Annotated in this window: 16 protein-coding genes; 7 read left to right on the top strand and 9 right to left on the bottom strand. The window is 58.8% G+C overall.

Translation table 11 applies throughout. The annotated features are described in order from the left end of the window. Positions 1-28: 28 nt before the first annotated feature. The 3 genes from KF841_10515 to KF841_10505 form a co-directional block, all read right to left on the bottom strand. Positions 29-514, bottom strand: a complete 486-nt coding sequence (locus KF841_10515; protein MBX3395789.1) for a DUF1573 domain-containing protein — start codon at positions 512-514, stop codon at positions 29-31. 177 nt (positions 515-691) lie between these two features. Next, the gene (locus KF841_10510) at positions 692-1,471 is read right to left on the bottom strand and encodes an OmpA family protein (protein ID MBX3395788.1); all 780 of its coding nucleotides are present in this window, start codon (positions 1,469-1,471) and stop codon (positions 692-694) included. Positions 1,472-1,500: 29 nt separating this feature from the next. After that, positions 1,501-2,436 carry a MotA/TolQ/ExbB proton channel family protein gene (locus tag KF841_10505; protein ID MBX3395787.1) on the bottom strand — a complete coding sequence of 312 codons (936 nt, stop codon included), beginning with the start codon at positions 2,434-2,436 and terminating at the stop codon, positions 1,501-1,503. A gap of 51 nt (positions 2,437-2,487) precedes the next feature. On the opposite strand from KF841_10505, the gene KF841_10500 reads away from it, so the two are divergent. Beyond that, entirely contained in the window at positions 2,488-3,924 is a 1,437-nt protein-coding gene (locus KF841_10500; protein MBX3395786.1) for a hypothetical protein, read from the top strand. Positions 3,925-3,950: 26 nt separating this feature from the next. Here the strand turns inward: KF841_10500 and KF841_10495 are convergent, their stop codons facing one another. The 5 genes from KF841_10495 to KF841_10475 form a co-directional block, all read right to left on the bottom strand. Beyond that, a complete protein-coding gene (locus KF841_10495) occupies positions 3,951-5,471 on the bottom strand; it encodes a LysM peptidoglycan-binding domain-containing protein (protein ID MBX3395785.1) in 1,521 nt (506 codons plus the stop codon). Between the two features lie 160 nt (positions 5,472-5,631). Next, positions 5,632-9,675, bottom strand: a complete 4,044-nt coding sequence (gene secD, locus KF841_10490) for a protein translocase subunit SecD (protein MBX3395784.1) — start codon at positions 9,673-9,675, stop codon at positions 5,632-5,634. A gap of 937 nt (positions 9,676-10,612) precedes the next feature. Further along, on the bottom strand, positions 10,613-11,503 hold the full coding sequence (gene ubiA / locus KF841_10485; GenBank protein MBX3395783.1) for a putative 4-hydroxybenzoate polyprenyltransferase: 891 nt from the start codon (positions 11,501-11,503) through the stop codon (positions 10,613-10,615). Between the two features lie 33 nt (positions 11,504-11,536). Continuing rightward, positions 11,537-12,724, bottom strand: coding sequence for a glycosyltransferase (locus KF841_10480; GenBank protein MBX3395782.1), 1,188 nt, complete (start codon positions 12,722-12,724; stop codon positions 11,537-11,539). A 37-nt stretch (positions 12,725-12,761) separates the two neighbouring features. After that, positions 12,762-13,613 carry an ABC transporter permease gene (locus KF841_10475; protein MBX3395781.1) on the bottom strand — a complete coding sequence of 284 codons (852 nt, stop codon included), beginning with the start codon at positions 13,611-13,613 and terminating at the stop codon, positions 12,762-12,764. A 174-nt stretch (positions 13,614-13,787) separates the two neighbouring features. On the opposite strand from KF841_10475, the gene KF841_10470 reads away from it, so the two are divergent. Both KF841_10470 and KF841_10465 read left to right on the top strand, forming a co-directional pair. After that, positions 13,788-15,083 (top strand): polysaccharide biosynthesis C-terminal domain-containing protein, encoded by a 1,296-nt coding sequence (locus tag KF841_10470; protein MBX3395780.1) that lies wholly within the window; start codon positions 13,788-13,790, stop codon positions 15,081-15,083. Between the two features lie 83 nt (positions 15,084-15,166). Next, complete coding sequence (locus KF841_10465) at positions 15,167-17,218, top strand: hypothetical protein (GenBank protein ID MBX3395779.1); 2,052 nt, start codon at positions 15,167-15,169, stop codon at positions 17,216-17,218. 51 nt (positions 17,219-17,269) lie between these two features. On the opposite strand, the gene KF841_10460 is transcribed toward KF841_10465, so the two are convergent. Next, positions 17,270-18,292 (bottom strand): flippase-like domain-containing protein, encoded by a 1,023-nt coding sequence (locus KF841_10460; GenBank protein ID MBX3395778.1) that lies wholly within the window; start codon positions 18,290-18,292, stop codon positions 17,270-17,272. A 163-nt stretch (positions 18,293-18,455) separates the two neighbouring features. On the opposite strand from KF841_10460, the gene KF841_10455 reads away from it, so the two are divergent. The 4 genes from KF841_10455 (at position 18,456) to KF841_10440 (ending at position 23,296) form a co-directional block, all read left to right on the top strand. After that, positions 18,456-19,442, top strand: coding sequence for an SDR family NAD(P)-dependent oxidoreductase (locus KF841_10455; protein MBX3395777.1), 987 nt, complete (start codon positions 18,456-18,458; stop codon positions 19,440-19,442). A gap of 63 nt (positions 19,443-19,505) precedes the next feature. Continuing rightward, entirely contained in the window at positions 19,506-20,450 is a 945-nt protein-coding gene (locus tag KF841_10450; GenBank protein ID MBX3395776.1) for a glycosyltransferase family 2 protein, read from the top strand. A gap of 198 nt (positions 20,451-20,648) precedes the next feature. Further along, positions 20,649-21,074 (top strand): acyltransferase, encoded by a 426-nt coding sequence (locus KF841_10445; GenBank protein ID MBX3395775.1) that lies wholly within the window; start codon positions 20,649-20,651, stop codon positions 21,072-21,074. A gap of 113 nt (positions 21,075-21,187) precedes the next feature. Then, positions 21,188-23,296, top strand: coding sequence for a hypothetical protein (locus tag KF841_10440; GenBank protein ID MBX3395774.1), 2,109 nt, complete (start codon positions 21,188-21,190; stop codon positions 23,294-23,296). The last annotated feature ends 57 nt before the right edge of the window (positions 23,297-23,353 follow it).

The raw sequence follows: 23,353 nt of genomic DNA, 5'->3' as shown, positions 1-23,353 counted from the left end.
GGTCAAACTGACCGGCAACGGTGCAGCCTCAGGACGGCTTGACGCTGAGTATCTCCAGCGGTCCGTTGCCTGTGTTTGTAAACCAGAATTCGTGCTGAATGTCCGGTCCGGCTCGCGTCGAACCGAAATCGTATGTCGGCGTGTCGAATCGGATCGCAGGCACCTCGCCAGGCTTGAGCTGGACAGTCGGCGCTGGAACATTGGGGACGACCTTCCCGGATTTGATCGCGGCGGGATTGGCCGGCTGTCCCGCGACTGCGCGGGCGGAGTCGACCTGATCGTACGGCGGTCCGACGAACTCGGACGTCGCGGCTGGAGCGCTTGGGCCAACGACTGACGTCGAAGCTCGAGTCGGCGAATTCTTTGGTGGATGGGGCGGGGCCACTGCTTTGGCGCCGGCCGGCTGGGTGGGTTGCTGCGCCTCGACGCATTGTGCGGCCGCGAGCACGGCGATCATCGCGGTCAAATTACGCAGGGCGGAAACGCACCGCCGCCGCCGAAAAGTATGATTCATGGATGTCACAGTCTCCGGAAAGGGCCTCGCGGCCACAGGAGTTAGACGATTCTCCGTGGATTGGGAAATCGACTCAATCGCCCTTGAATATAACATGAGCATTGCTCAGCGCATCGTAAACGACGTGTAACGCCTCAAATCACGGTTTTGGTCTAATCAGGAGAAGCACGGCCTGCTTCAACCGGCAGGCGAGAGGCTTTCCGGTTCGGCGGCCGGGGCGGCGACGGATGCCTCCGGTTTTGGCATGTAATCGGTGATCAAAACGGGCATTACGACGATCTCAACACGGCGATTCACTGCCCGGCGTTCGTCGAGGTAAACATTCTGCTTGAGGGGTTCGTAGCATCCGGCGGAAGACAGGCGTAGCGCCCGCGGATCGATTCCGCGCTCGATGAGGTAGTCACCGACGGCCCGAGACCGGGCGAAGCCGAGGTCGAAGGGGTCACGGTAGGGTGAATCGGGCGGGAGTGGCTCGTTGGTCGCGTGCCCCCGGATTTCGAGTTTATTGGTTTTGCCTTTTACCTCGTCGATCAGTTGATCGAGAATTTCCCGCATGGGCTGCTCCAGATCAGCGCTGAAGCGGTTGAAGGCAATGGGGCCGCCGATGGTGATTTCGACGCCGTCGCGGATTTTTCGGACGCGGTAGTAGCGACCATCCATGCCCGGTTCCTCGGAGTGGCCGTAGTTCTTGTTGAGATCGGGCACGGCGGCCGACTGGAGCCTCATGAGAAAGCTCTTGAAGTCGACGATGTTTTCGGGGTAGTAGCCGGATTGTCCGGTGGCACCGAAGGCTCGCTGGATGGATTCCATGGCGGCCATGAAGAGCTTGTCGCGTTTGTCAAAATTCGCCAGCGAGGCGAGCAGGACGAAGAAGCACAGAAGCAGCGACATCATGTCGCCGTAGGTGAGGACCCACGCGGGAGCGCCGACTGGCGGACATTTGTGCTTACGGGCCATGTGGCGCGTCCTTCTTCGAGTCGACCGCCTCAGGCGTTCTTTGCGGCGGCAAGTTCGGCTCGCCTCTTGGGCGAGAGCATGACGGCGAGTTTCATCTCGAGCATTCGGGGATTGTCTCCAGCCTGGAGGCAGAGAATGCCGGTTTTTGCGATTTCGAGATAGAGCATTTCCTCGTCGTTCTTTGTCGCGAGTTTGTCAACGACGGGCAATCCGAACACGTTGGCCACCATCGCGCCGTACAATGTGGTCAGAAGGGCGATGGCCATACCTGGACCGATGGCGGATGGGTCCGCCATGTTCTTCAGCATGACAACGAGTCCGACGAGTGTACCGATCATGCCGAAGGCCGGGGCATATTTCGCGAGGAGGTCGGGGACGCTCTTGGCCTCGGCGTGTCGCTGGCCGATGGCGTCGATTTCAGCTTGCAGCACGGTTGTGACTGTGTCGGCATCCGTACCGTCGACGACCATCTGGATGCCGTTGGCGACGAAGGGGTCGCGAATTTCGGCGATCGAGTTCTGAAGCGACAGGATGCCCTCGCGTCGTGCGATGTCCGCGAGCTTTACGATCTGCTTAATGAGCTGGGCCGGGTCCTGCTTTCGATTCAGGATGACCACCTTCAACGTTGCAAAGAAGCTGGCAATGTTGTCGCCGCGGCTGGCCACCAGGGTGACGAAGATGCCGCCACCGATGACCATGATGCCGGATGCCATGTCCCAGAACGTGCCGACGACGTCGCCTTTCGCGCCGACCCAGAGTGAGTAGCCAAGCAGCCCGATGGTGGCGACTGATCCTATGATTGCCGGTAGATCCATGCCTCTTTCCTGCGGTTCTCCGTCGCCTTGCCGGGTTGAGTCGCGTCCGTTGAATGATGCCGGATTGGAGAAAGCGAACGCATCGTCCAGTTCCGCCGAACCGGTCACACCCATCTGTTCATCGGACCACGATGAAAGACAGTTAAGCATTCACGGACATGCGCTTATGATGGCGCCGATAATTCCATTGGTGCGAGACACATGATGACTCTGCCGGCCCGAACCCAGCCGAACGTACCGACCACCCGCATGAGATCCCTGGCTTTTGGGGCGGCCATTCTGGCGCTGGCGGCGCGGCTGCCTTTTATCGGATCACCGGGTTATACGGAGGATCTCGCGCAGTTTGTCGCATGGGCGGAGATTTCCCGGGAAGGCTCGCGGATCGCGCCGCCGGGCGGGCTGCCGATGGTTTATGCGGAGCGGCCGGGCGGAAGCGGGCGAAGTTGGTCGAATTATCCACCCGGATACCTGATCGTGCTTCGCGGGCTTGCAACGATCCACGATTCGATCGCGCCCGAGCCGGAGCGCTTGTCGCTCGATTTGATCCGGCGAATTCGCTCGGGCGCCGACGACTCCGGCGTTCGGCGAGCCATGTGGATATTCAAGGGGCCGGCGGTCATTGCAGATGCCGTCATCGCGGCACTGCTTCTGCTCTGGGTGAGTCGCCGTCTTGATGAACGGTCGGCCGTGGTGACGGGCGTCGTTTACGCCCTTGCGCCGCCCATCATTTGGGACTCCGCGGCATGGGGGCAGGTGGAATCGGTATTCATCCTTCCATTGCTGCTGGCGATCGAAATGGGGTCCCGCGGCCGTGTTGAGGCGATGGCGTTCTGGGCGTCGACGGCGTTCATGGTCAAGGCCCAGGCCGCCATGATGGCGCCTCTGGCTTTGCTGCTGGCGTGGCAGTACGCGGGCACTGACGGCAGGCGTTGGGCTCGTGTCGCGCTTGCGGCGATTGTTCCCGCCGCGGCGATCGCGCTCCCGTTTCTATCGCAATCGGATGGGCTCTGGCGAGCTTACGCCGGCGCGGCCGAGTACTATCCGTTTACCCATCTGAACGGGTTCAGTGCGTGGTTCCTGACGAGTCCAATCCTGTCGCCTCAACTGGAGACGATGGCTTCATCCTATTCCCGCGACACGCTTCCGCTGTTTGGCGGAATGAGTGCTCGGGTGATCGGCGGCGCTCTGCTGATGGGATCATGGATTGTTGTCGGCGTGCGCCTGCTGCGCGGCCGATGCGGCGGGGGTGTGTTACAGTGGGCGGTTGCGGTTTTGCCGATCAGCTTCTTCGCTTTTTCCACTCAGATGCACGAGCGGTATATCGTGCCGGCCGTCGCAATGTGGCTCTGGGCGTTCAGCAATGATCGCCGTTGGTGGTTGGGATTCGGTGTGATTCTGCTGGTGTCAACGTTGAACCTGCTGTGGGTATGGCCGGGAACCGGTGACGGCGAATGGGTGGCTTTCTGGCGATCCGTGCTGCACCGGAACTGGCTGACCCTCGCGCCGGGTCAGTGGTGCGCATCGGCGATCACGTTCCTCGCATTCTTGATGCTGGTCATTGGGCCGAATGATCGGCGCCGGGCGCAGGTTGCGCTCGATGTCACCCGTTCGGAGCGCGATACCGCAGTCGCACCTTGATTGGCAGCCCGGAGGAGTCGGATTTTTCAAGGGACGTTCAGAATCATTCCGGGCTTGAGGCGTTTCGGATCGTTCTTCAGGGTGGCGCGGTTCTTTTCCAGCAGTTCTTTCCATCGGGCACCTTTGCCCAGAACCTGTTCGGCGATTCCGTACAGCGTATCGCCCTCACGAACGGTGTATGTTCGTGAGGTTGCGACGGTTTCCGGCTTTGCGACTGACCCGGTCGATGGCACGCTGGTCGTCGCGACGGCTGGCCGAGCGACGGTGGCGGCAGTTGTCGGACCGCTTGGCATCGCGGCGGCTCGTGCGGGGATTCGTGCTTCTGAAGCCGGCGCGGCTGCGGGACCGTTGGATTCCTTGCGGGCGGGCAGGATGACGGAATCACCGATCTTCAGCCGACGCGGATCGAGGTTGGGATTGGCAGCGGCGATTCGCGCGACCTCCTTCGTTGATCCGTAATACTTCGATGAAATGGTCGAAAAAGTGTCACCCGCCGTAATGATGTGCAACGCCGGGATGGCCGGCGCCGCGATGTTGCCAGCCGTCGGCTTGACTGGCGTGGTGGAGCCATTGTCATTTGTGGTGGACGCACCGCTGGTATTAATCACTCCGGGCCCGGTCTGGCCGGTGGTCCTGGGCGCGTTGGCTCCGGAAGCAATCGGCGGAGCGGACGCACCGCGATCGGCCGGAGTCTGCGCGTTTGAAACCATCGTTGCTTGATTCGGCTGATTGTTTGCGGGTTTCGGGCCGGATGGCTGGAGCGAGGGCGGCAACGTGATCGATCCGGACCCGGCGGGCCGACTGCCGGAGGAAGCGGACGACTCGATGGCGATCGGCGTCTTCGTCGTGTTTCGCGACGAATCGGTCGAGAGGGGCGAAGCAATCGGCGCGCTATTCGATTGCGGCGCATCGACGCTGGCGGATTCGAGATTGCGTTGAGTGGCTTCCCGCAACGACGACGAGGGCGACGTGCGCAGCGGAGTCGCATCGTTGATGGATTCGAGCGTCCGGGCTGAATGATCGTTGGAGGTCGACGGGCCGACTGTGGGGGGACTGGCGGGTCGATTGGCACCGACTTGTGATCCGGTGGATGCGGTGATCGGCGTGACCCACGAGGAACCGGCTGGGCCTGCCTGCAAAGAGGTTGCAGGCATTGCGGATGACGAACCGCCGACTGATGTCGTGATCGATCGATCCGGCGTGGGGAGATTGGATGCGAGGGCTTTTGTCGGCACGGACGGCCGGTTTGTATTTGCCACGGACTCTCGCGGATTTGTGGCATGAACCGTACGCGTTGCGGATGCGTCCGGCGGCCGGGTGGGACTGTTCGCGTGAGCCGGTGAGATTCCCGAGGGTCTGGCTGCGGCAGTCGTCGCGTCGGGCGTCTTGTTTCGGCCGGCCGGAATCTGCGGTGGGGCGATGGCAGATCCACTGGTGACGATCTTCAGGTCAGCGGCGTCTCGATTGCTGCCGTAGAAGAAGTAGACTCCCGCGACGCCGACGATTACCAGCCCGGTCGCGATACCGATTCGAACTTCCGTGCCCATCTGACATCCTCCATGACGTCAATTGATTGCGGAATCCATCTTCGTGGATGGATCCGCCAGAACGTATTGTTGCGGCATTCCGACCGGAAAGCCAATCGAAAAATCCGCGCGATGCCGGCCGGCCCGCCATCGGACCGACCGGCAAGCGCGTCCGACTATCCTACGCCTTCGCGAGGGCGATTTGTTCGCGTCGCAATAGGAATTGCGTTGCGATGCCAACTGTGCTGTAGGTTCCTGAAATCATGCCCGCGAGAAGCGTGTAGTTGATGCTATGAATTCCTCTGCCGCCCAAGATATACATGATAAGAACGGTAATGACGGCCGTCAACGTCGTCAGAATGGTTCGGGACATGGTCTGGTTGACTGAGGCGTTAATGATTTCGGCGGAGATGTCCTTCATTCGACCGCGATTTTCGCGGATGCGGTCGAAGATGACGATCGTGTCGTTGACCGAGAATCCGACGATGGTCAGCAGGGCGGCCACGACCGCGAGATCGATGCGGATGGTCTCGTTGAGCAGCAACATGCCGCCGAAGGCAGTGCCAGCAATGAAGGAGGTGAATGCGACGGCGCCGACTGCGATGATCGCGTCATGCACCAGGGCGATGACCGCCGCAGTACCCCATCGGGCGCTTCCGAACCGGAACCAGAGATAAGCGATGATGATGATCCAGGAGAGCGCGAGGGCGACGTAGGCCTGAACCTTGGATTCGTCGGAGACTTCGCGGTCGAACTGGGTGACAGAGGCGAGTGAAGTCTGTCGCTGGAGGGCTGATTGCAACAGCTCAACCTCCGGGACGGCCAGCTCGGACTGCCAGATGCCGGACAGATTGCCCTGGTCGTCGAGCAGCGGATAGTTTTCATCCGACACGAGCACGATGAGCCTTGAGTAGAGATTCTGGCTGTTGGGGGCGGGTGTCACGCCGAGGACTCGGGATTCACGCCATCCATACTTTTCAAAGTCGGGCTGCAAACGCATGGACTTCAATCGTCGCTGCAGGGTCGGAATGTCCTGAGGCGGATTCACATTTTCAAGCACGATTGCGACGCCGCCTTCCCAACCTTCCAGTTCGAGGGATGCCGCCTCGGAATCGGTGAGGTTGATGCCGAGCGCCTTCGGGTTGCTCTCGCGAATCGGGAAGTAATTGACGCCGCCGTCAGCGGAATTGGTGGCGAGCTTGAACTCGAGTGCCTGTTGGATATCGAGGTCCGACTCCAGATTCTCGACGATGGCATCCATCACGAGCTCTTTGTTGGTTTCGCGGGTCACGACGGTGAAGGAGCGGCCGTCGGCTCCGCCCGATTCGAAGCCGGCGATTGCCTGAACCTGTGCACCACCGATTGACTCTGCGGCGGAGTTGAAGGCCTGGGTAATCCGCGTTTTCAGCTTCGCCGGATCAAGCTCTCTCGCTTCGGCGGTGTGAACAGTGACGACTTCGGAAGCCGGATCGGAGTAGCTGACGCCGTTGGTGCTGCTGAGGTCATCCTTGAGAACCTGCCGGAGGACCGCGGCAAGCCGGCTGGCCGGGATACCGGGGGTCGCCACGGTGTAGGTTCCGCTGGCGCCGGTCACCTGTGCCTTGGACATGGCATCGGCGGCGGCCTTAAGGCTTTCGGCGCTTTTAGCGAGGCGTTCCTCGATGGCCTTCTGTCTTTCGGAGCCGGTGGCGAGTTTTGTGATCGGGCTGTCAGCCTTCAGATCTATCTGGGCGTTGACACCGCCGAGGAACTCAATGTCGTATAACTTTTCGGCGGGCAGGAAGACGAAGAGCGCAATGCTGCCGCCGACCATGATGGCTGAGAAGGTGAAGAAGTATTTGCGTGCTGCGATCCAATTGATATTCGGGATGCCGATGAGGGCCGACATCGGAAGTGTCTTTCGATTGGAGTGAATGAACCGGATCAGCCACATCAGGAAGAGCAGAACCAGCACGGCCGGTCCGACGTCGATCAACGATTTGCCGAACGCCATGGATGTCGAGGTGGCACGTCCTTCGGCCGTGTTCAAGGCGTAGCCCAATGCGTAAAGGCCGGCTCCGAGCGCGGTGAGGACGACGCCAACGGTGAACGGACGCCGAAGGACTTCACGGGGGATTGAGATCATCGACATCATGTCGAAGAACATGCGCGTGACGAAATAGGCCGTGAAGACGTTGATGAACACGCCGATACCGAGGGTAAGGCCAAAGCCCTTGATCTGCTCACTTCCGATGAGGTAGAGAATGACGCAGGTAAGGATGGTGGTGACGTTTGAGTCGAGGATGGCGCTGAATGCCCGCTCGTAGCCGAGTTTTACGGCCATTCGCAGGGCGGTGCCGCGGTTCATTTCCTCGCGAATGCGTTCGTTGATGAGGACGTTGGCGTCGACCGCCATTCCGATGGCCAGGACGATACCGGCAATGCCGGGCATCGTCAGGGTTGCGCCGAGAATAGCCATCATTGAGAAAGTGAATAGGATGTTGATGGCAACCGCGACGACGGCGACAAAGCCGGCATATCGGTAGTAGAAAATCATGAAGATCGCGACACACAACGCGCCGATCGCACCGGCCCTGAGTCCCGACTCCTGATTTGCCTTTCCGAGCGAGGGACCGATGGCCCGAACGCTGATGGGCGGATCCTTCAGCTTCTGCGGCAGGCTTCCCGCATTGAGTTTCTTGACCATTTCGTGCACTTCCTGGGGCGTGAATCGGCCCTGGATGATGCCTTCGGTCACGATGGGGGTATTAATGGTTGCATGGGAGATGCACTCGTCGTCGATGAAGATCGCGAGCTGCGAGCCGCGGTGCGTTCGCGTGAGGGGTCCGAACTTGGTGCCGCCGACCGTGTCGAGCCGGAAGCCGATGGCGGGTCCTCCCTGTTGATCTCGTGTTGAGAATGCCGAGACGAGTGACCAATCGCTCTCGCCGCTTCTTGCGGAGTGGGTCATCGTGTAGCCTTCGCCGATGTGTGAAAGGACGTAGTATTTGTCGCCATATCGCTCGACGACGACGGAGAATCCTTTCTTCATTTCTTCAAACTGCGTTTCGAGCAGTTTGGCCTGATCCTTTTTGAGATTAAGAAACTCGACCGGGTCTTCAATCTGGAACCATTGGTAGGTTGACTCTCCGGGTTGGGGGCGCGGTCCTCGCCGCTTGAGGGAGGCGCGGTATTCATCGAATTTCGGATCGGAAGCGCCGGTGGGAATGATTCGAAATTCGAGCACACCGGCTCCCTTGAGCAATCGCTGCAGGTCCGCTGGGTCTTCGAGGCGGCCTTCGCCGCGCCGGCGTGTCTCCTTGAGGTTGTCGCTCTGTTCAACGATTTTGCTGATGAGATCGGCCAGGCCCGGAAAGTCCTTTGTCAGTTCATCGAGCTTTGATTTACGCTGGGGGTCGCGCGGCTTTAATTCCAAAAGGGAGAGCAACTGGTTGATGTCGACATTTGTTGCGACGACCGCGCCGACGGCGTTATCGAAGTCGCGTTCGAGTGAGGCGATACGGTCTTCGACCACGTTCAGGACGCGCTGGAGCGCCGCGTCGTAGGCGACGCGCTTGGCCGTCGCATCGTCCGTTGCGGGGACTGCGGCCGGCTCGGCAGGTGGCGGGGCGGCCTCGGCTGCCTTCATGTCATCATAAGCCTGGACAAGGGCCTCAATCGCAGGCCGTCGGTCGGGTAGTTCGGCGATCATAGCGTCGAGGGCGGCCTGTCGCTGTTCGGCTTGCAGGGCAAGTGCCGCGAGGAGGGCATTGCGCGTGGCGTCGACGTCCTTGAGGGCGTCCATCGCTCGCAGTTCGTCATATGCCTTTGCCGCGGACTGCAACAGCGGCAGGCGGGAAGGGACGCCTTTGCTCAATCGCTCAAACGCGGCGGCGCGTCCTTCCGGTCGCGACACTGCGCTGACGACCGAACTTCGGCGGACGATTGTGTCCTGCAATTCCTGCTGAAGGGTTTCGAAGTCGGCACGTGCCGCGGTCACGGATTTGGCTGCCGCAGGCATCTGAATTTCGATTCGGTTGGCACCGACCGGCCGCCAGACCAGGTTGAAGACGCCCTTGGGATCGACGCGGCGGCGCAGAACCTCAATCACGCGCTGTGAGAGGTTGGTGCGATCCGAACCCTCCATGCCGGTTGAGTCCAACTCATAGAGGAGACTGTAACCGCCGGCGAGGTCGATGCCGTACTTGATTTTTTCCTGGATCGGCCACACGCTCGCGAAACCCAAGGCCACGAGCACTCCTACCAAAACGATCTTCCACCACAAGTCGCGTTCCTGCATTAGAAATACCTATTCAATTGAGAGAATGTTTGAGGTTTCGCCCGTGGGCGAATCGCTACGATCAGAGATCCGGCGTCGGGTCATCGACATCCGCCAGATCTCAAACGGAATTTGATGACAGCCCTGGCTGTACGAGCTGGAGCTGTCAGAGACTGGCGCGGCCGATTTAATCAAGAAACGAGCGGCCGCACAGCATTCGAGATGTGGGTCAATTGCCTGGCGGCGCGTGTGAACGGTTCGCGTGGCGATGGTGAATCAGTGGGGCGGCCTGTGATTCGAACACGTGACAGTAGCCGCGAACGGGCGATCTGCCGAAAGCGGCCGGCGAGGTTGTTGCAAAGCCGAAATGGTCCGACGACTGGGTATCGGTGGGTTTGGCGGCGGCCGGAGGGACGAAGGCCGTGATCATTCGCTCGCGGCTTGACTGAGATTTGTCAGTCGGTGGCTGAGCCGACTTCTCGGTGGGCGAGGAGGCCGGAGTCTTTGAAGTGAGTTGCGTGCGGCCGGCCGACTCGTTCGGCCCGGGCGCGGTCCTGGCTCGGGCCTTTTCGGAAGCGGACTTGCGCTCGAGACAGGCTCGCTGTACGTAGCGTGCCTGTGCCGCTGCCGCGCTGGGCCCAATGATCAACGCGAGGAGCGAAGCGAAAATCGCGCCGTGCTGGAAGTGGTTTTGCAGCCCGCGATCCATAGCCTTGGAAATATACTGGGTGTGCTTACGGTCGGGAAGGGGGTTCAATGTGTGAATCGTGATTCGTGGACCAGGGATTATGCGATGTAACCCCCGGCTTGGTAAGGAATTGTGAATGTATGGGGCCCGTGTGGTCCGAAGATGATGGGTTCGCACGGTTCGTTCTTGTAATACGCTGGGTTGGTGAAGCGACGCTCAGAGCCAGATCAGATCGGCGATGGCAGCTGAAGCGAAGAGGATGCTGACGAAACCGTTCAGCGTGAAGAACGCGAGATTAACGCGTGACAAGTCGTTGGGCTTGACGACCGCCTGCTCGGATGCGAGCAGGAGGGCGGTTATGCCGACGGCCGTCCAGTAGAGCCAGTTTCTTTCGGTTGTCCAGCCGAGGGCAATGAGCAGGGCGACCGTAGCGACGTGTGCGATGCGCGAGATGAGCAGCGCCCGTGCGATTCCGAACCGGGCCGGAATTGAGAACAATCCATCGCGCCGATCGATGTCGGCGTCCTGGCAAGCATAGATGAGATCGAATCCGGAGATCCAGAAAAGCACGGCTCCGGTAAGCAGCAGTGCCGGCCATCCCAGCGTGGCGGGATGAATCGCAATCCATGCGGCGGTCGGCGCGAACGCGATGACGGCACCGAGGACAAAATGGGCGAGTGTCGTGAAACGTTTCGCGAAGCTGTATGCGGACAGCCCGGCGAGGGTGGGGATGGCCAGCAAGGCCGGCCAAGGATTGCCGTACAGGAGATAGAATCCGCCGCAGGCAGTGAGAAAAACCAAGGCACTGATTTGAAGGTAGACCATCGCCTGGCGGATCGTCATCCTGCCTGCCGGAATCGGCCGTCCGGCAGTGCGCGGATTGTTCGCGTCGATTCGGGCATCGGCGATTCGGTTAAAAGTCATTGCGAAACTGCGTGCCGCGATCATACAGACAACGATCAGTCCGAGCTGGGCGGGCCTCGGAAAGCCGCCAGGCATGTTTCGGCCCGCCATGAACGTTGCCAGCAGGGCAAACGGCAGGGCGAAAACCGAGTGTGAGAATTTGACCATTTCGCCCCAGAGGCGAATCGTCGCGAGCGTCGACATATTTGGAATGATTTGCCGCGATTGGATCGGTTGTCAATCGCGCGCGGGTATGCTCGACAGGAATTCGATGAACCGACGAGCACGCACCTGCCAGGAGTTGGCTTCGGCGAATCGAATGCGGGCGGCGACGATGTCCGCTGAGCGTGCCGCCGGACGCGATTCGGATTGCAAGGCCGTGATGATTTCGTCCGGCGTCGTTCCGACCTTGACGAGATCGCCGAATGAATCCGTGTCGGCGACTTTTGTCGTGATGACGGGCTTCCCAAGCGCGAGGTACTCATACATTTTCACCGGGTTGGCCGCGAACGCGATGTCCCCGGCCTTGAACGGCACCCAGCAGACATCGAATGCCGCGACATAGGCCGGAACCTCTTCATATTCGCGCGGACCGAGGAAGGCGACGTTCTCAAGCGAGGAAAGCGACTCGACTTCACCGGGATGATTGTTCGGACCGACGAAGACGAATTGATAATTCGGCAGCGAGGTGGCTGCGTGCCGTATCAGCTCCCAGTCAATCCATTCAAAGAGCGCGCCCACAAAGCCGATGAGCGGTCGCGAATCGTGGTTCGCGCTCATTGGGAGGTCGTGCGGCCGCCGCTTGTTCTCAGCCAGGGACCGGAATCGTTCTGGATCGACACCGTTGCGTATGACTTCGATGGGCAGGTCCGGGCGTTTGGATCGAAGTTGCCTTTTGAGCGACTCGGCTGTCGTGATCGCGGCGGTGCATCGAGCCAACAGGTCGGCCTCCCATTGTTCGTATAGGCGGCGAAACTCAGAGTTTGGCGCATGCACCGAGAGGTCGTCAATGCAGTCGTAGACCACGCGAGCGAAGGGGAGTGCACTGAGCCAGTCGGCCCACATCGGCGAGATGACGATGGCGGCGGATTCCTCAAGCCGGCAGTACTTTTCAAGCTGCCGACGCAGGCCGTGAGCGCGGTCCAGCATCATTCGTCTTCGGCGACGCGAATCCAGCTTCGGCCACCAGCGCACCGGATACCGGACCGGCAGCGGGCGGACGACGTTCAACGGGCGATGTTCACGCAGAATCAGTTTCCGGAGAAGGCTGCGGTAGGAGTGCGGCGGCTCCACAAACACCGAATGGATGCACTGACTTCGCCATGCCTCCGTCAACATGCGGGTCCGGCCGACGAGGGGAAAATCCCATGTGACGGCCGTCAGTGAGACGATGCAACCGGAGTATGCCGAGGTGGTGTCATTCATCAGGTTGCCGCGGTGGACTTTCCATCGTCCCGCGGTCTCAGATGTACTTGGCAAAGTGACCTTCGCCTCGCGAGAACACGTAAAAACCGGCCGCGAACGCCGCAATGGCCGCAACCGTCGCGTAGGTCATGTGTGCCGGATCGGGCGGTGAGGCCTTGAGGATGCAAGCGCGAAAGGCTTCGAAGAAGCAAGCCAGGGGATTGAGCATGTAATAGGGCAGATACTCATCGGGCACGATTCCGCCTTCGGACTTTGAGACACGATAAAAGATCGGGGACATGTAGAACATGAGTCGAAGCCCGACGCCGATCAGATTTGCAGTATCAGCGAAGAACGCGCCCATGTAGGCGACCATGAAACACATGCCCAGCGTGAACACGAGTTGCACAGCCATGATGACCGGAATCCAGAACATTTGCAGGCTGAAATGCGATCGTCCCACGAGAATGATGATGATGAACATCGCGGCGAAGCCCCAGAGAAAATCGGAAAGCCGCGCGAGACAGGCCGACGTCGGAAAGACGGCCTTCGGAAAATTGATTTCGTGTATCAGGCCGCGGTTCGACCGAATGCATCCGGTTGCTGCTGTGATGGAGCCGTCGAAGAATCGCCACGACATGACGCCGCAGAGCAGGTAAATGATGAATTCCGCCACGCTGCCTTTCATCTGCCGGAATGAATAGCCGAACACGACCAGATAGACGAGCATGAACAGGAGAGGATCGAGCAGACTCCACAATCTGCCGAAGAACTTGTCTCGGTGGCCGGCACGGAGGTTACTGGTGACGAGAAACATGATTGTTTCCCTTCGGGCGTATAGCTCTCGCAGCCGAGCGGTCAGGTTGATGGTGGGAAGCTCAGGCAGGTTGGTAGCGATCGTAGTTGACATGCGCTATATTCCTCGACGGCCGTCGGTCGATGGGTATTATCGACCGTACGACGGGATCACACCGCGCGGACGTGCAGTCGAGCGCGGGGCGAAGGGTATTCGGGTCATCTGACTCTCGCCAACCGTGAAAGTCAATCGCACTGCGCGGTGATGTTACGACGGTCCGGCCACCGCATGAATTGGACACGGATAAAAAGCACCTTCTCTCCCGAGAGTCGATTCAATCGGGATGCGGTCTGGAATCTGGGCAGTCTCGCCGTCCTTGCGGCGGCGGGACTGGTGCTCAACTTCGTGGTTGCGCGGGCCTGGTCCAAGGACGCGCTCGGCGTATTCACCCAGGTCTATGCGATCTATATCGTGCTATCTCAACTCGCCGTGGGCGGAGTCCATGCGTCGGTGCTGAAGGAGGTTTCGTATCAGCAGAATGACCTCGAGCGTGCCGCTTTGTCCGCGACTTCGGGACTGGTCCTTGGCGCAGGGATTGCCGCCGTCGTTTGCGCGGTCTGCTACCCGCTTTGTGGTTACGTCGGCAGACTCCTCAATAGTGACGATGTGGCGATCGGCTTGCGCGATGTCGTGCCGGGTCTGTTCTTTTTCTCGCTAAACAAGATTCTGCTGAACATCCTGAATGGCGTGCGTCACATGCGGGCGTATGCGGTCTTTGCCGCGATGCGCTATCTGTTGATTTTGCTTGGCGTGCTGGTGATTTTCATAGCGAGAATTCACTACGCGCATCTCGCGGCGGCGCTTTCCATGGCCGAGGTGGCGCTGTTTGTCTGCCTCGTTCGGTATGTCGGCGTTCGGGTGTTTCCGCTGCGAATTGCAGTCGATCTTCGCGCCCGCATGGCGGCGCATTTCGGATTCGGGGTGCGCGGGTTTCTTTCGGCGCTGGTGTCCGATTTGAATACACGCGTCGATGCCATCATGCTGGGATACTTCAGGACGGATGCGCTGGTTGGTCTGTATTCGATGGCGGCGGTACTCGCCGAAGGGTTCTATCAGTTTCCGGTTGTTATTCAACGAAACGTGAATCCGCTGATCGGGAAAGCGTTTGCCGAAGATGACAAGGCCCGAATCGAATGGATGGCCCGGAAGACACGCCGCGTCCTGCATGCGATCATGTTCGGTTTGTGCCTTGTCACAATTCCGCTGTACGGCCCGCTGATGCGGCTTGCTTTTCCTGACAAAGGATATGACGAGAGCGCCTGGGCGTTCGCGATCCTCATCATCGGCATTGCCATTCAGAGCGGTTTCGCTCCAATGGGAGGGATCCTGTTTCAGGGTGGCCGGCCGGGCGAGCAGACAAAACTGATGGCGTTGGTGCTGACCTGGAATATCCTGCTGAATCTGGCACTCATTCCCGCTTACGGGATCAACGGGGCGGCCATCGCGACGGGCAGTGCGTATGTCCTTCAAGGGATCCTGACAGTCGTCTTCGCGAAACGGCATTTCGGCGTTAGGCTACTTTGAGCGAATCGCGTTGCGCGATTCCGGACTGAAGACTGACCAGGGTGTCGAACCACAGGATTTCGGCGCGCCGCAGATTTCTCTCCATGTGCGGAATTTTCGGGATTGTTATTGGTGACGGCGCAGAGGCATCGGTCGCGCAGGTCGTGACGGCCGTCTCCGGATTGTTCACGCTTTCCGAGACTCGCGGCAAGGAATCGGCCGGGCTGGCCGTTGTCAACGGCGGTCCGATTCAGGTACTGAAACAGGCGATTCCGGCCTCTGTGATGGTGCGAAGCCGGGCGTTCAACGAGATCGTGCGCGGCTCGGTTGCGGAAGCCGGTGATCGGAGCGGTTCTCGGGGTCCCTTGGCATCTGCTGCGTTGATCGGACATTCGCGCCTGGTGACGAACGGAGCTCAGGAGCGCAATTGCAACAATCAACCCGTCGTGGCCGACGGGATGGTCGCGATTCACAACGGTATCATCACGAATGATGCCGATCTGTGGGCCAAATATCCGCAACTGACGCGATCGTACGAGATTGATACAGAGGTACTGCTGCGTCTCATCCACTTGTTTCTCTCTCAGGGGCTCCCGCACGGAGATGCCGTTCGTGCGGCATTTCGCGAGATCGAGGGGTATGCGTCTGTCGCAGTGCTTTTCGACGACCGGAACGAGCTGCTGCTGGCGACGAATAATGGCTCGCTGTATTGGGTGCGGCCGTCGACGTCTCGGATCATTGCGTTTGCATCGGAAGAGTACATTCTTCGCACGCTGATAGGTCGGCGAGACCTTCGTTCGCTCTTCGGGTCGGTTGCACCCGAGCGCATCGAGCCGGGCTACGGCCTGTGGATTGCGATTGACACGCTGGCGACGAGCCCGTTCGGACTGTTCGGCGAATCGGGCCGCGGAGCGACCGATCCGACCCGGTCGTTCGGCGCGAGGACCGCCTCGCGCGAGATTATCGACGTTTCGGACAAGTACGAAGCTGAATTCGCGGCGCGGCGTGTCCGCGTTTTTAAGCCGATACTTTATTCTTCGAACGACAACCAGGATTTATTGTTTGAGCACCTTGGTCGCGTGCGTGCGTTGAAACGATGCGCGAAGTGTGTGCTGCCGGAGACGTATCCATTCATACGCTTCGATGCCGCGGGCGTCTGCAATCACTGCAACAGCCCGAGGCGTGTGATTCCGAAAGGTTCGGATGCGCTGGCTGCGGCGGTGGAGCGATATCGCCGAAGCGACGGTCGGCCCGATTGCCTTGTGGCAGTGAGCGGCGGACGAGACAGCATCTACGGGCTTCATTATATGAAGCAGGTTCTGAAGATGAACCCGATCGCTTATACGTACGACTGGGGCATGGTGACGGACCTTGCGCGTCGGAACATCTCCCGGATCTGTGGGAAACTCGGGGTGGAGCACATTCTTGTTTCCGCGGACATCAACAAGAAACGCGCGAACATTCGACGCAACATCCTGGCGTGGCTGAGACGACCGGATATGGGCGTAATTCCGCTATTCATGGCGGGGGACAAGCAATTTTATTATTACTGCGAGCGGATGCGGAAGCAGACGGGCGTCGATCTTGTGATCTGGTGCAGCGGCAGCGGCCTGGAGGATACGAAGTTCAAGTGGGGGTTGTGCGGCATTAATACGCGACTGGTGAATTTCAGAAATAAGCTGCGACTGTCGGCGTATTACGCCCGACAATTCGCGATGAATCCGGCGTATATCAATCGTTCGCTGCTCGATACGGTCTTCGCGTTTTACTCGTACTACGTCATACCGCACGACTATATCTATCTTTTTTCTTATCTACCGTGGGACGAGAACGAGCTTTTGTCCGTTCTGCGAAGCGAATATGACTGGGAGCTGGCAAGCGACACGAAACAGACCTGGCGCATCGGTGACGGCACCGCGAGCTTCTACAACTATATCTATCACCGGGTCTGCGGATTTTCGGAGAATGACACGTTTCGCAGCGAGCAGATCCGGCGAGGCATGATCACGCGCGACGAGGCGTTAAAGCACATCGAATACGAAAACCGGCCGCGATATGAGAGCATCAAGTGGTATCTGGGAATCATCGGCCTTGACGATGCGTTCAATCGTGTCATTGAAACGATCAATTGCATTCCGACGCGCTATGGCAGTTGACGGGCTTCGCTGATTGAAATCCGCTTCCGCCTGAAAACTGGATACGGTCGCTCATTTAGCAGTTTGTTCCGGCTGGCCATCCGTGCCGGAGCGGGTGCGAGTAACGACCCAGATCACACCGCCGATCAATCCTTGCAGCACCATGATGGCGAACACGCTGAGGCATGTCAGCAGGATCTGCTCCTGCGAAGCGCGGCGACCTTGCCAGACGCCGATGGCGATGACTTCCGTCAGTCCGCGGCCTTGAATCGTAATGGGGAGAACCGATGCAAGTATGAGCAAAGGCACGACGGCCAGATAGTTCTGAAAGGGCAGCGTCATGCCGAAAGCAAGGCCGGTCAACCAGTAGGTGGTTACGAGCAGCAGCGTATAAATCAAGGCAAGGATGTTCGATTCGTGGAGGGTTCGCGGATCTGAGAACATGGCTTTGATTGCATCGTGGGCCTTTGAGAGCTGAGCTGCGGCATATTGAATCAGCCCGCGCTTGTTGTATTTGAGATGCAGCGTGCCTTTTCGAATGCTGCTGTAGGATTTCATCAGGACCGGAATGAGGAGCGCGGTGGCGACCGCAGCTGGCAGCGCGACGCGCGTCCAGCCATGTTTGAACGATAAAACGATCGTCCCGACAACAGCCGCGACGACGAATGACATCGCCATGCCGTGGAGCCGCAGAGCGAGCAGGGAAACGACGAGATGATGCATCCGACCCGTATGGCGAAATGTCGCAAGGCGGTAGGCATCGCTGCCCAGTTTGCCGGGCGTGAATGAATCGAAAAACATTGATACAAAATTGACGCGCTGCATGCGCCATAGCGGCCAATGGCCACCGTCACTGCGGGCCAGCACATGCCACCGCCAACCTTGTACCAGGACGGCAGCCAGATAGACCGAAAACGCAGCTACGAGCAAACGCGGATCGGCAGCGCGAGTGCATTTGAGCAGATGCGGCCAGTTTGTGGTCCAGAGCACCGCGCCAAGCAGGAGTATCGGCACGATGGTGCGGACAATGCGCATCGCCAGGCGCCTTTTCTCGCCGAGTGTCGTCTGCTGCGTTGACGGGGATGCTTCGATCATGGGTTCGCGACGGATCCGACATGGAGCAGCTTATCGTCGGCGGGGAACCGGGTCGACGGCGGGATGCCCCGTGGTTAGTGTTTGAACATCGGGTCCGGTGGCGATACACTCAATCCGGCGGCCGATCAATTCAAATTCGAGGGTCGCGGCGAGAGGAGCCGAGATGGATTTCACATTCAAGAAGGCGCTGGTGACCGGCGGAGCCGGGTTCATCGGCAGTCACCTTGTCGAATCGCTCGTAAAAGCCGGTGTCGATACAATCAGCGTCGATAATTATTACGCCGGCAAGCATGAAAATCTTGAACATCTCAAGGGCTATAAGAACTTCCGCGAAGTAAAGGCGGATGTCACGGACTTCGCCGCCATGGAGAAGCTTTTTCCCGGCGTCGAGGTGGTCTTTCATCAGGCAGCGTCAAAGAAGACGATCTGCTTGAACGATCCGCGTCGTGATTTGCGGATCAACGCGGAGGGTACGTTCAATCTGCTTGAATTGGCCGTCAAACACAAAATCAGGAAGTTTGTCCACGCGTCGACCGGTTCGGTGTATGGCGAAGCACAGTATTTTCCTCAGGATGAGGATCACCCGCTGATTCCGACATCGTATTATGGTGTGAGCAAGCTGGCTGGCGAAAAGTATGTGCGGGCGTTTGATCACCTTTACGACCTTGATACGACGGTGCTGCGCTATTTTCATGTGTACGGCCCTCGTCAGGAATCAAGCGAAGTCGGCGGCGTCGTATCCATTTTTGTGCGCCTGATGTTGCAGGGGAAGCCGATCACGATTTTTGGCGATGGGACGCAGCAGCGTTCATTCACAGCGGTTGAGGATGTCGTGAAGGCTAACCTGCTGGCGACGATGTCAAAGTCGTCGCGTGCGCAGGCATACAACTGCGCGTCCGGGATCAAAGTGACTATTTCGGAACTGGCGGGAATGATCGCGGAGGATCTGGGGATTCGAGATCAGAAGATTGAATACAAGGACTGGATGCCGGGGGACATCAAGGTTTTCGAGATCGACAACACGCGGATTCGTCGCGATCTGGGTCTTCAGTTCGTCACTGACTTTCGCGCGGGTCTCCGACGGACGATCGGTTGGGCGCGGGATTATTTTCAAGGCCGAAAACCGGTAGCACAGGCGCAGGGACACTGAAGGGTTTTCGGGAGCTGAGTCGGCTGCCGCGCGGGACTGAATGCGCATCGCAAGGAAGCGGGCTTGTACAAGAATCATCGCATCGGGGTCGTTGTGCCGGCGTACAACGAGGAGGAACTTATCCTCGAGACGCTTGGTGGCATGCCTGAGTTCATCGACCGCATCTTCGTTGTGAATGACGCGAGCAAAGACGGAACTCTGGAACTGATACGCGGCCGCCGGGAGGTTGACCCGCGCATTGAAATTATCAATCACGAAACAAACAAAGGCCTGGGGCAGTCACTGATCGACGGCTATCTTGCGGCTGCTGATTCGGATGTTGATATCACGGTCGTAATGGCCGGCGACAACCAGATGCACCCGGGTGATCTGCCTACGCTACTTGATCCAATCATTGAGAAGCAATTCGACTATGTGAAGGGCAATCGGCTTCTGCATCGTGAAGTCGGCTCGATGCCTCGCCACCGGTTCTTCGGCAACGCGATTTTGACGATTCTCACGAAGTTTGCGACAGGTTACTACTCGCTGATGGATCCTCAGTGCGGCTACACGGCGATTCGGAACACGGCCTTGCGTGCGATCCCGATTGAAACCATGACCAAGGGTTACGGTTATAACGCCGACATTTTGAACATGCTGAACATTCTGCGGTTCGCGGTGACCGATGTTGAAGTACGGCCGGTGTACGACCGTGAGAAAAGCAAAATCAAGCTCTGGAAGTACATCCCGAAGACAAGCATGATCCTCCTGCGATTGTTCTTCCGCCGCCTGTGGAAGCGATACATCGTGCTCGACTTCCATCCGCTGGTCCTGTTCTACGGCTTCGCGGCGTTCAATATTGCGGTGATCATGCTGCCGTTTACGGTTCGATTCTTCTACATGTGGTTTACGGTGGGTGAGTTGCCGAGGACGACGCTGGCGGTCTTGATATCGACGTTTCTGGTCACCTTCCAGTCGATACTATTCGCGATCTGGATGGACATGGACTACAACAAGACCTCGCGGTAGAGCGTATCCATGATCTGGAAATGGGTGCTCATCGTTGCGGCAGGATTGACTCTCGCGGCGGTCGGCTGCGCGGTTTTCTATCATCGCAAGTTTCAAGTCAAACAGCCGCTCGGGGTCTTCCTGTTTCGATATTTCATCGGCGATTACCTGATCTTTCCCCTGAAGTGGTGTCCCGGAGTTCTGGGCATCGGGGCGAGAATGGCGATCTATCGGATGTTCTTCAAGCGGATGGGGCGACATGTCACCATTCTGGAGGGCGCGCATTTTATCAATCCGGGTCAGATTGAAATCGGCGACAACTCCGGGATCGGTTATGAGTGTTTTCTTGAAGCCACCGGACCGATCCGGATCGGCAGTTGGGTCCGAATGGGACCGCGCGTCAGTTTCTTCACGACCAACCATCAATTCGGCCGGCGCGATGTCCTTATCAAGCATCAAGGCTACTCAGTCGGAACGATCGAGGTGGGTGATGACGCATGGCTGGGCGCGAACGTCACGATTCTCTCAAACGTGAAAATCGGTCGCGGCGCGGTGATCGGCGCCGGCTCGGTGGTGACGAAGGACATCCCGGAATATGCGATTGCCGTCGGAAATCCGGCGAATGTTGTGAAGTACCGCGAATGATCATGGGATCGATCGTACCGAGGCGAAATGCGTCCATCGGTCGGCTTTCGCTGTCCCGATTCGTTGGTTCGGGATAGGATGCTTCATGGAATCTATCAAAGGGTCCAGAAGGCATGTGCGGCATATTTGGCGTGATTGCAGGCGATGGGGCGGAGATGACGGCGGATGCGTTTCGCGCCGCTGTCGACCGACTCTTCATCCTGTCCGAATCGCGCGGAAAGGAATCCGCCGGTCTGGCCTTGGTCAATGGCGGACCGATCCGGGTCTATAAACAGCCGATCGCTGCTTCGGAATTGGTTCGCAGCAGGCCGTATCGCATGCTCATGTCTGAGGCGCTGGCGCGAGGCGGGTCGGGGCGAGTCGGGAGGATCGGTCAGCCGCTCGCGATCATCGGGCATTCGCGGCTCGTGACCAATGGCGTGCAGGAGCGTCATTACAACAATCAGCCGGTCATTGCGGCGGACATGGTGGGGATTCACAACGGCATCATCGTGAACGATCGCGAACTATGGGCCGCCAACCCCGACATCCAACGGGCCTGCGAGGTTGATACGGAAGTATTGCTCGCGCTGATCCGTCGTCATCATCAACAGGGTATGACATTGGAAGCGGCTGTGCAGTTGGCCTTTCAATCGATTGTGGGTGCGGCGTCGGTCGCGGTGATTCTTCGCGAATTCAATGTACTGCTGCTGGCAACGAACAACGGAGCGCTTTACCTCTGCGAGAATGCGGCTTCCCGGTGCTGCGTGTTTGCATCGGAGGAGTACATCCTGCGACGCCTGCTCGAACGCGCCGAATTGCGGCAGATTTTCCAAATCAATGCGATTGAGAATCTATCCGCAGGATCCGCGGCGCTGGTGCGTCTGGACAACGGCAGGGTCGATCGATTCACGTTGTGCGATTCAGAACGCGTGCGGCCGTCGGCGGCGTGGGGGTGCGATGCCGGTGAGTCCGGTCCGACGGGAGCGATCGATGCGGGCGGGGCTTTGCTCGAACGCGAAATAGTCGATCTGTCGATGCAGCCCGGCTGGCGAATTGATCGTGGTGCGAATAGCGCGCGCCGTGCGGCTGATCGCGCGGGCGGTACCGCGGACGATGTGAGCCTGCTTTTCAAGGACAAAGATCGCATCGCGACGATCAGGCGATGCAGTCGTTGCATCCTGCCGGAGACGTTTCCGTTTCTTTCATTTGATGCCGACGGCGTTTGCAGCCTGTGCCGGAATCATCAGAGGTATCAATACCGAGGCAAGGATGAACTGCTTCGGGCGGTTGAACGCTACCGGCGGACTGACGGCAAGGCGGAGTGCCTGGTCGGCGTCAGCGGCGGACGGGACAGTTGCTACGGCTTGCATTACGTCAAGAACGTCCTCGGATTGAATCCGATCGCTTACACTTATGACTGGGGCATGGTGACGGACCTCGCGAGGCGGAACATCTCGCGGATGTGCGGCAAGCTGGGAATTGAGCACATCCTCGTCTCAGCGGATATCGCTCGAAAGCGGCGATTCATCCGGAAGAATGTGTCCGCCTGGTTGAAGCGACCGGACCTGGGCATGATTCCGCTGTTCATGGCTGGAGACAAGCAGTTCTACTATTACATGAATCAGCTTCGAAAGCAGACCGGAATTGATTTCATGCTCTTCTGTGCGGGGAATGAATTCGAGCAGACGAACTTCAAGACGGGATTCTGCGGTGTGGGCCCCGCGCCCAAAGGCATTCTTCGGTCGTTATCGCAGGGCAGCAAAATCAAGCTGGCCTCGTATTACGCCAGGCAGGCATTGTTCAATCCGGCATACATCAACACATCCGTCTTCGACACGGTTTTTGCGTATTTCTGTTCCTACATGATGCCACATGAATACCTGTACCTGTTCCATTTCATTCCGTGGGATGAGAAGCAGATCATGCAGACGCTCTTTGAAGAATATGGCTGGGAACTTGCCCCGGACACCGTCGCAACTTGGCGCATCGGTGACGGCACCTCGGCATTTTATAACTATATCTACCACACGGTCGCGGGGTTTACGGAAATGGATACCTTCCGAAGCAATCAGATTCGCGAAGGCATGATTTCTCGCGAAGAGGCGATCGAACTGGTCAGCAAGGAGAATCTGCCGCGATACGACGCGATCAAATGGTATCTGGACGTGATTGAGATGGACAGGCCGTTCAACGACGTGATCCGCACGATCAACGCCATTCCCAAGCGGTATTCAACGTGACAGTCCATCCTTGTCAGCGGCCGGTGCGAGCGTCGGGGATGTCGGCCAGAAAGCGGG

It is taken from the genome of Phycisphaerae bacterium, from assembly GCA_019636475.1.
Taxonomy (GTDB): Bacteria; Planctomycetota; Phycisphaerae; order UBA1845; family UTPLA1; genus JADJRI01.
The sequence above is the reverse complement of the archived record's forward strand: the minus strand, read 5'-3'. Positions and strand labels throughout refer to the sequence as shown.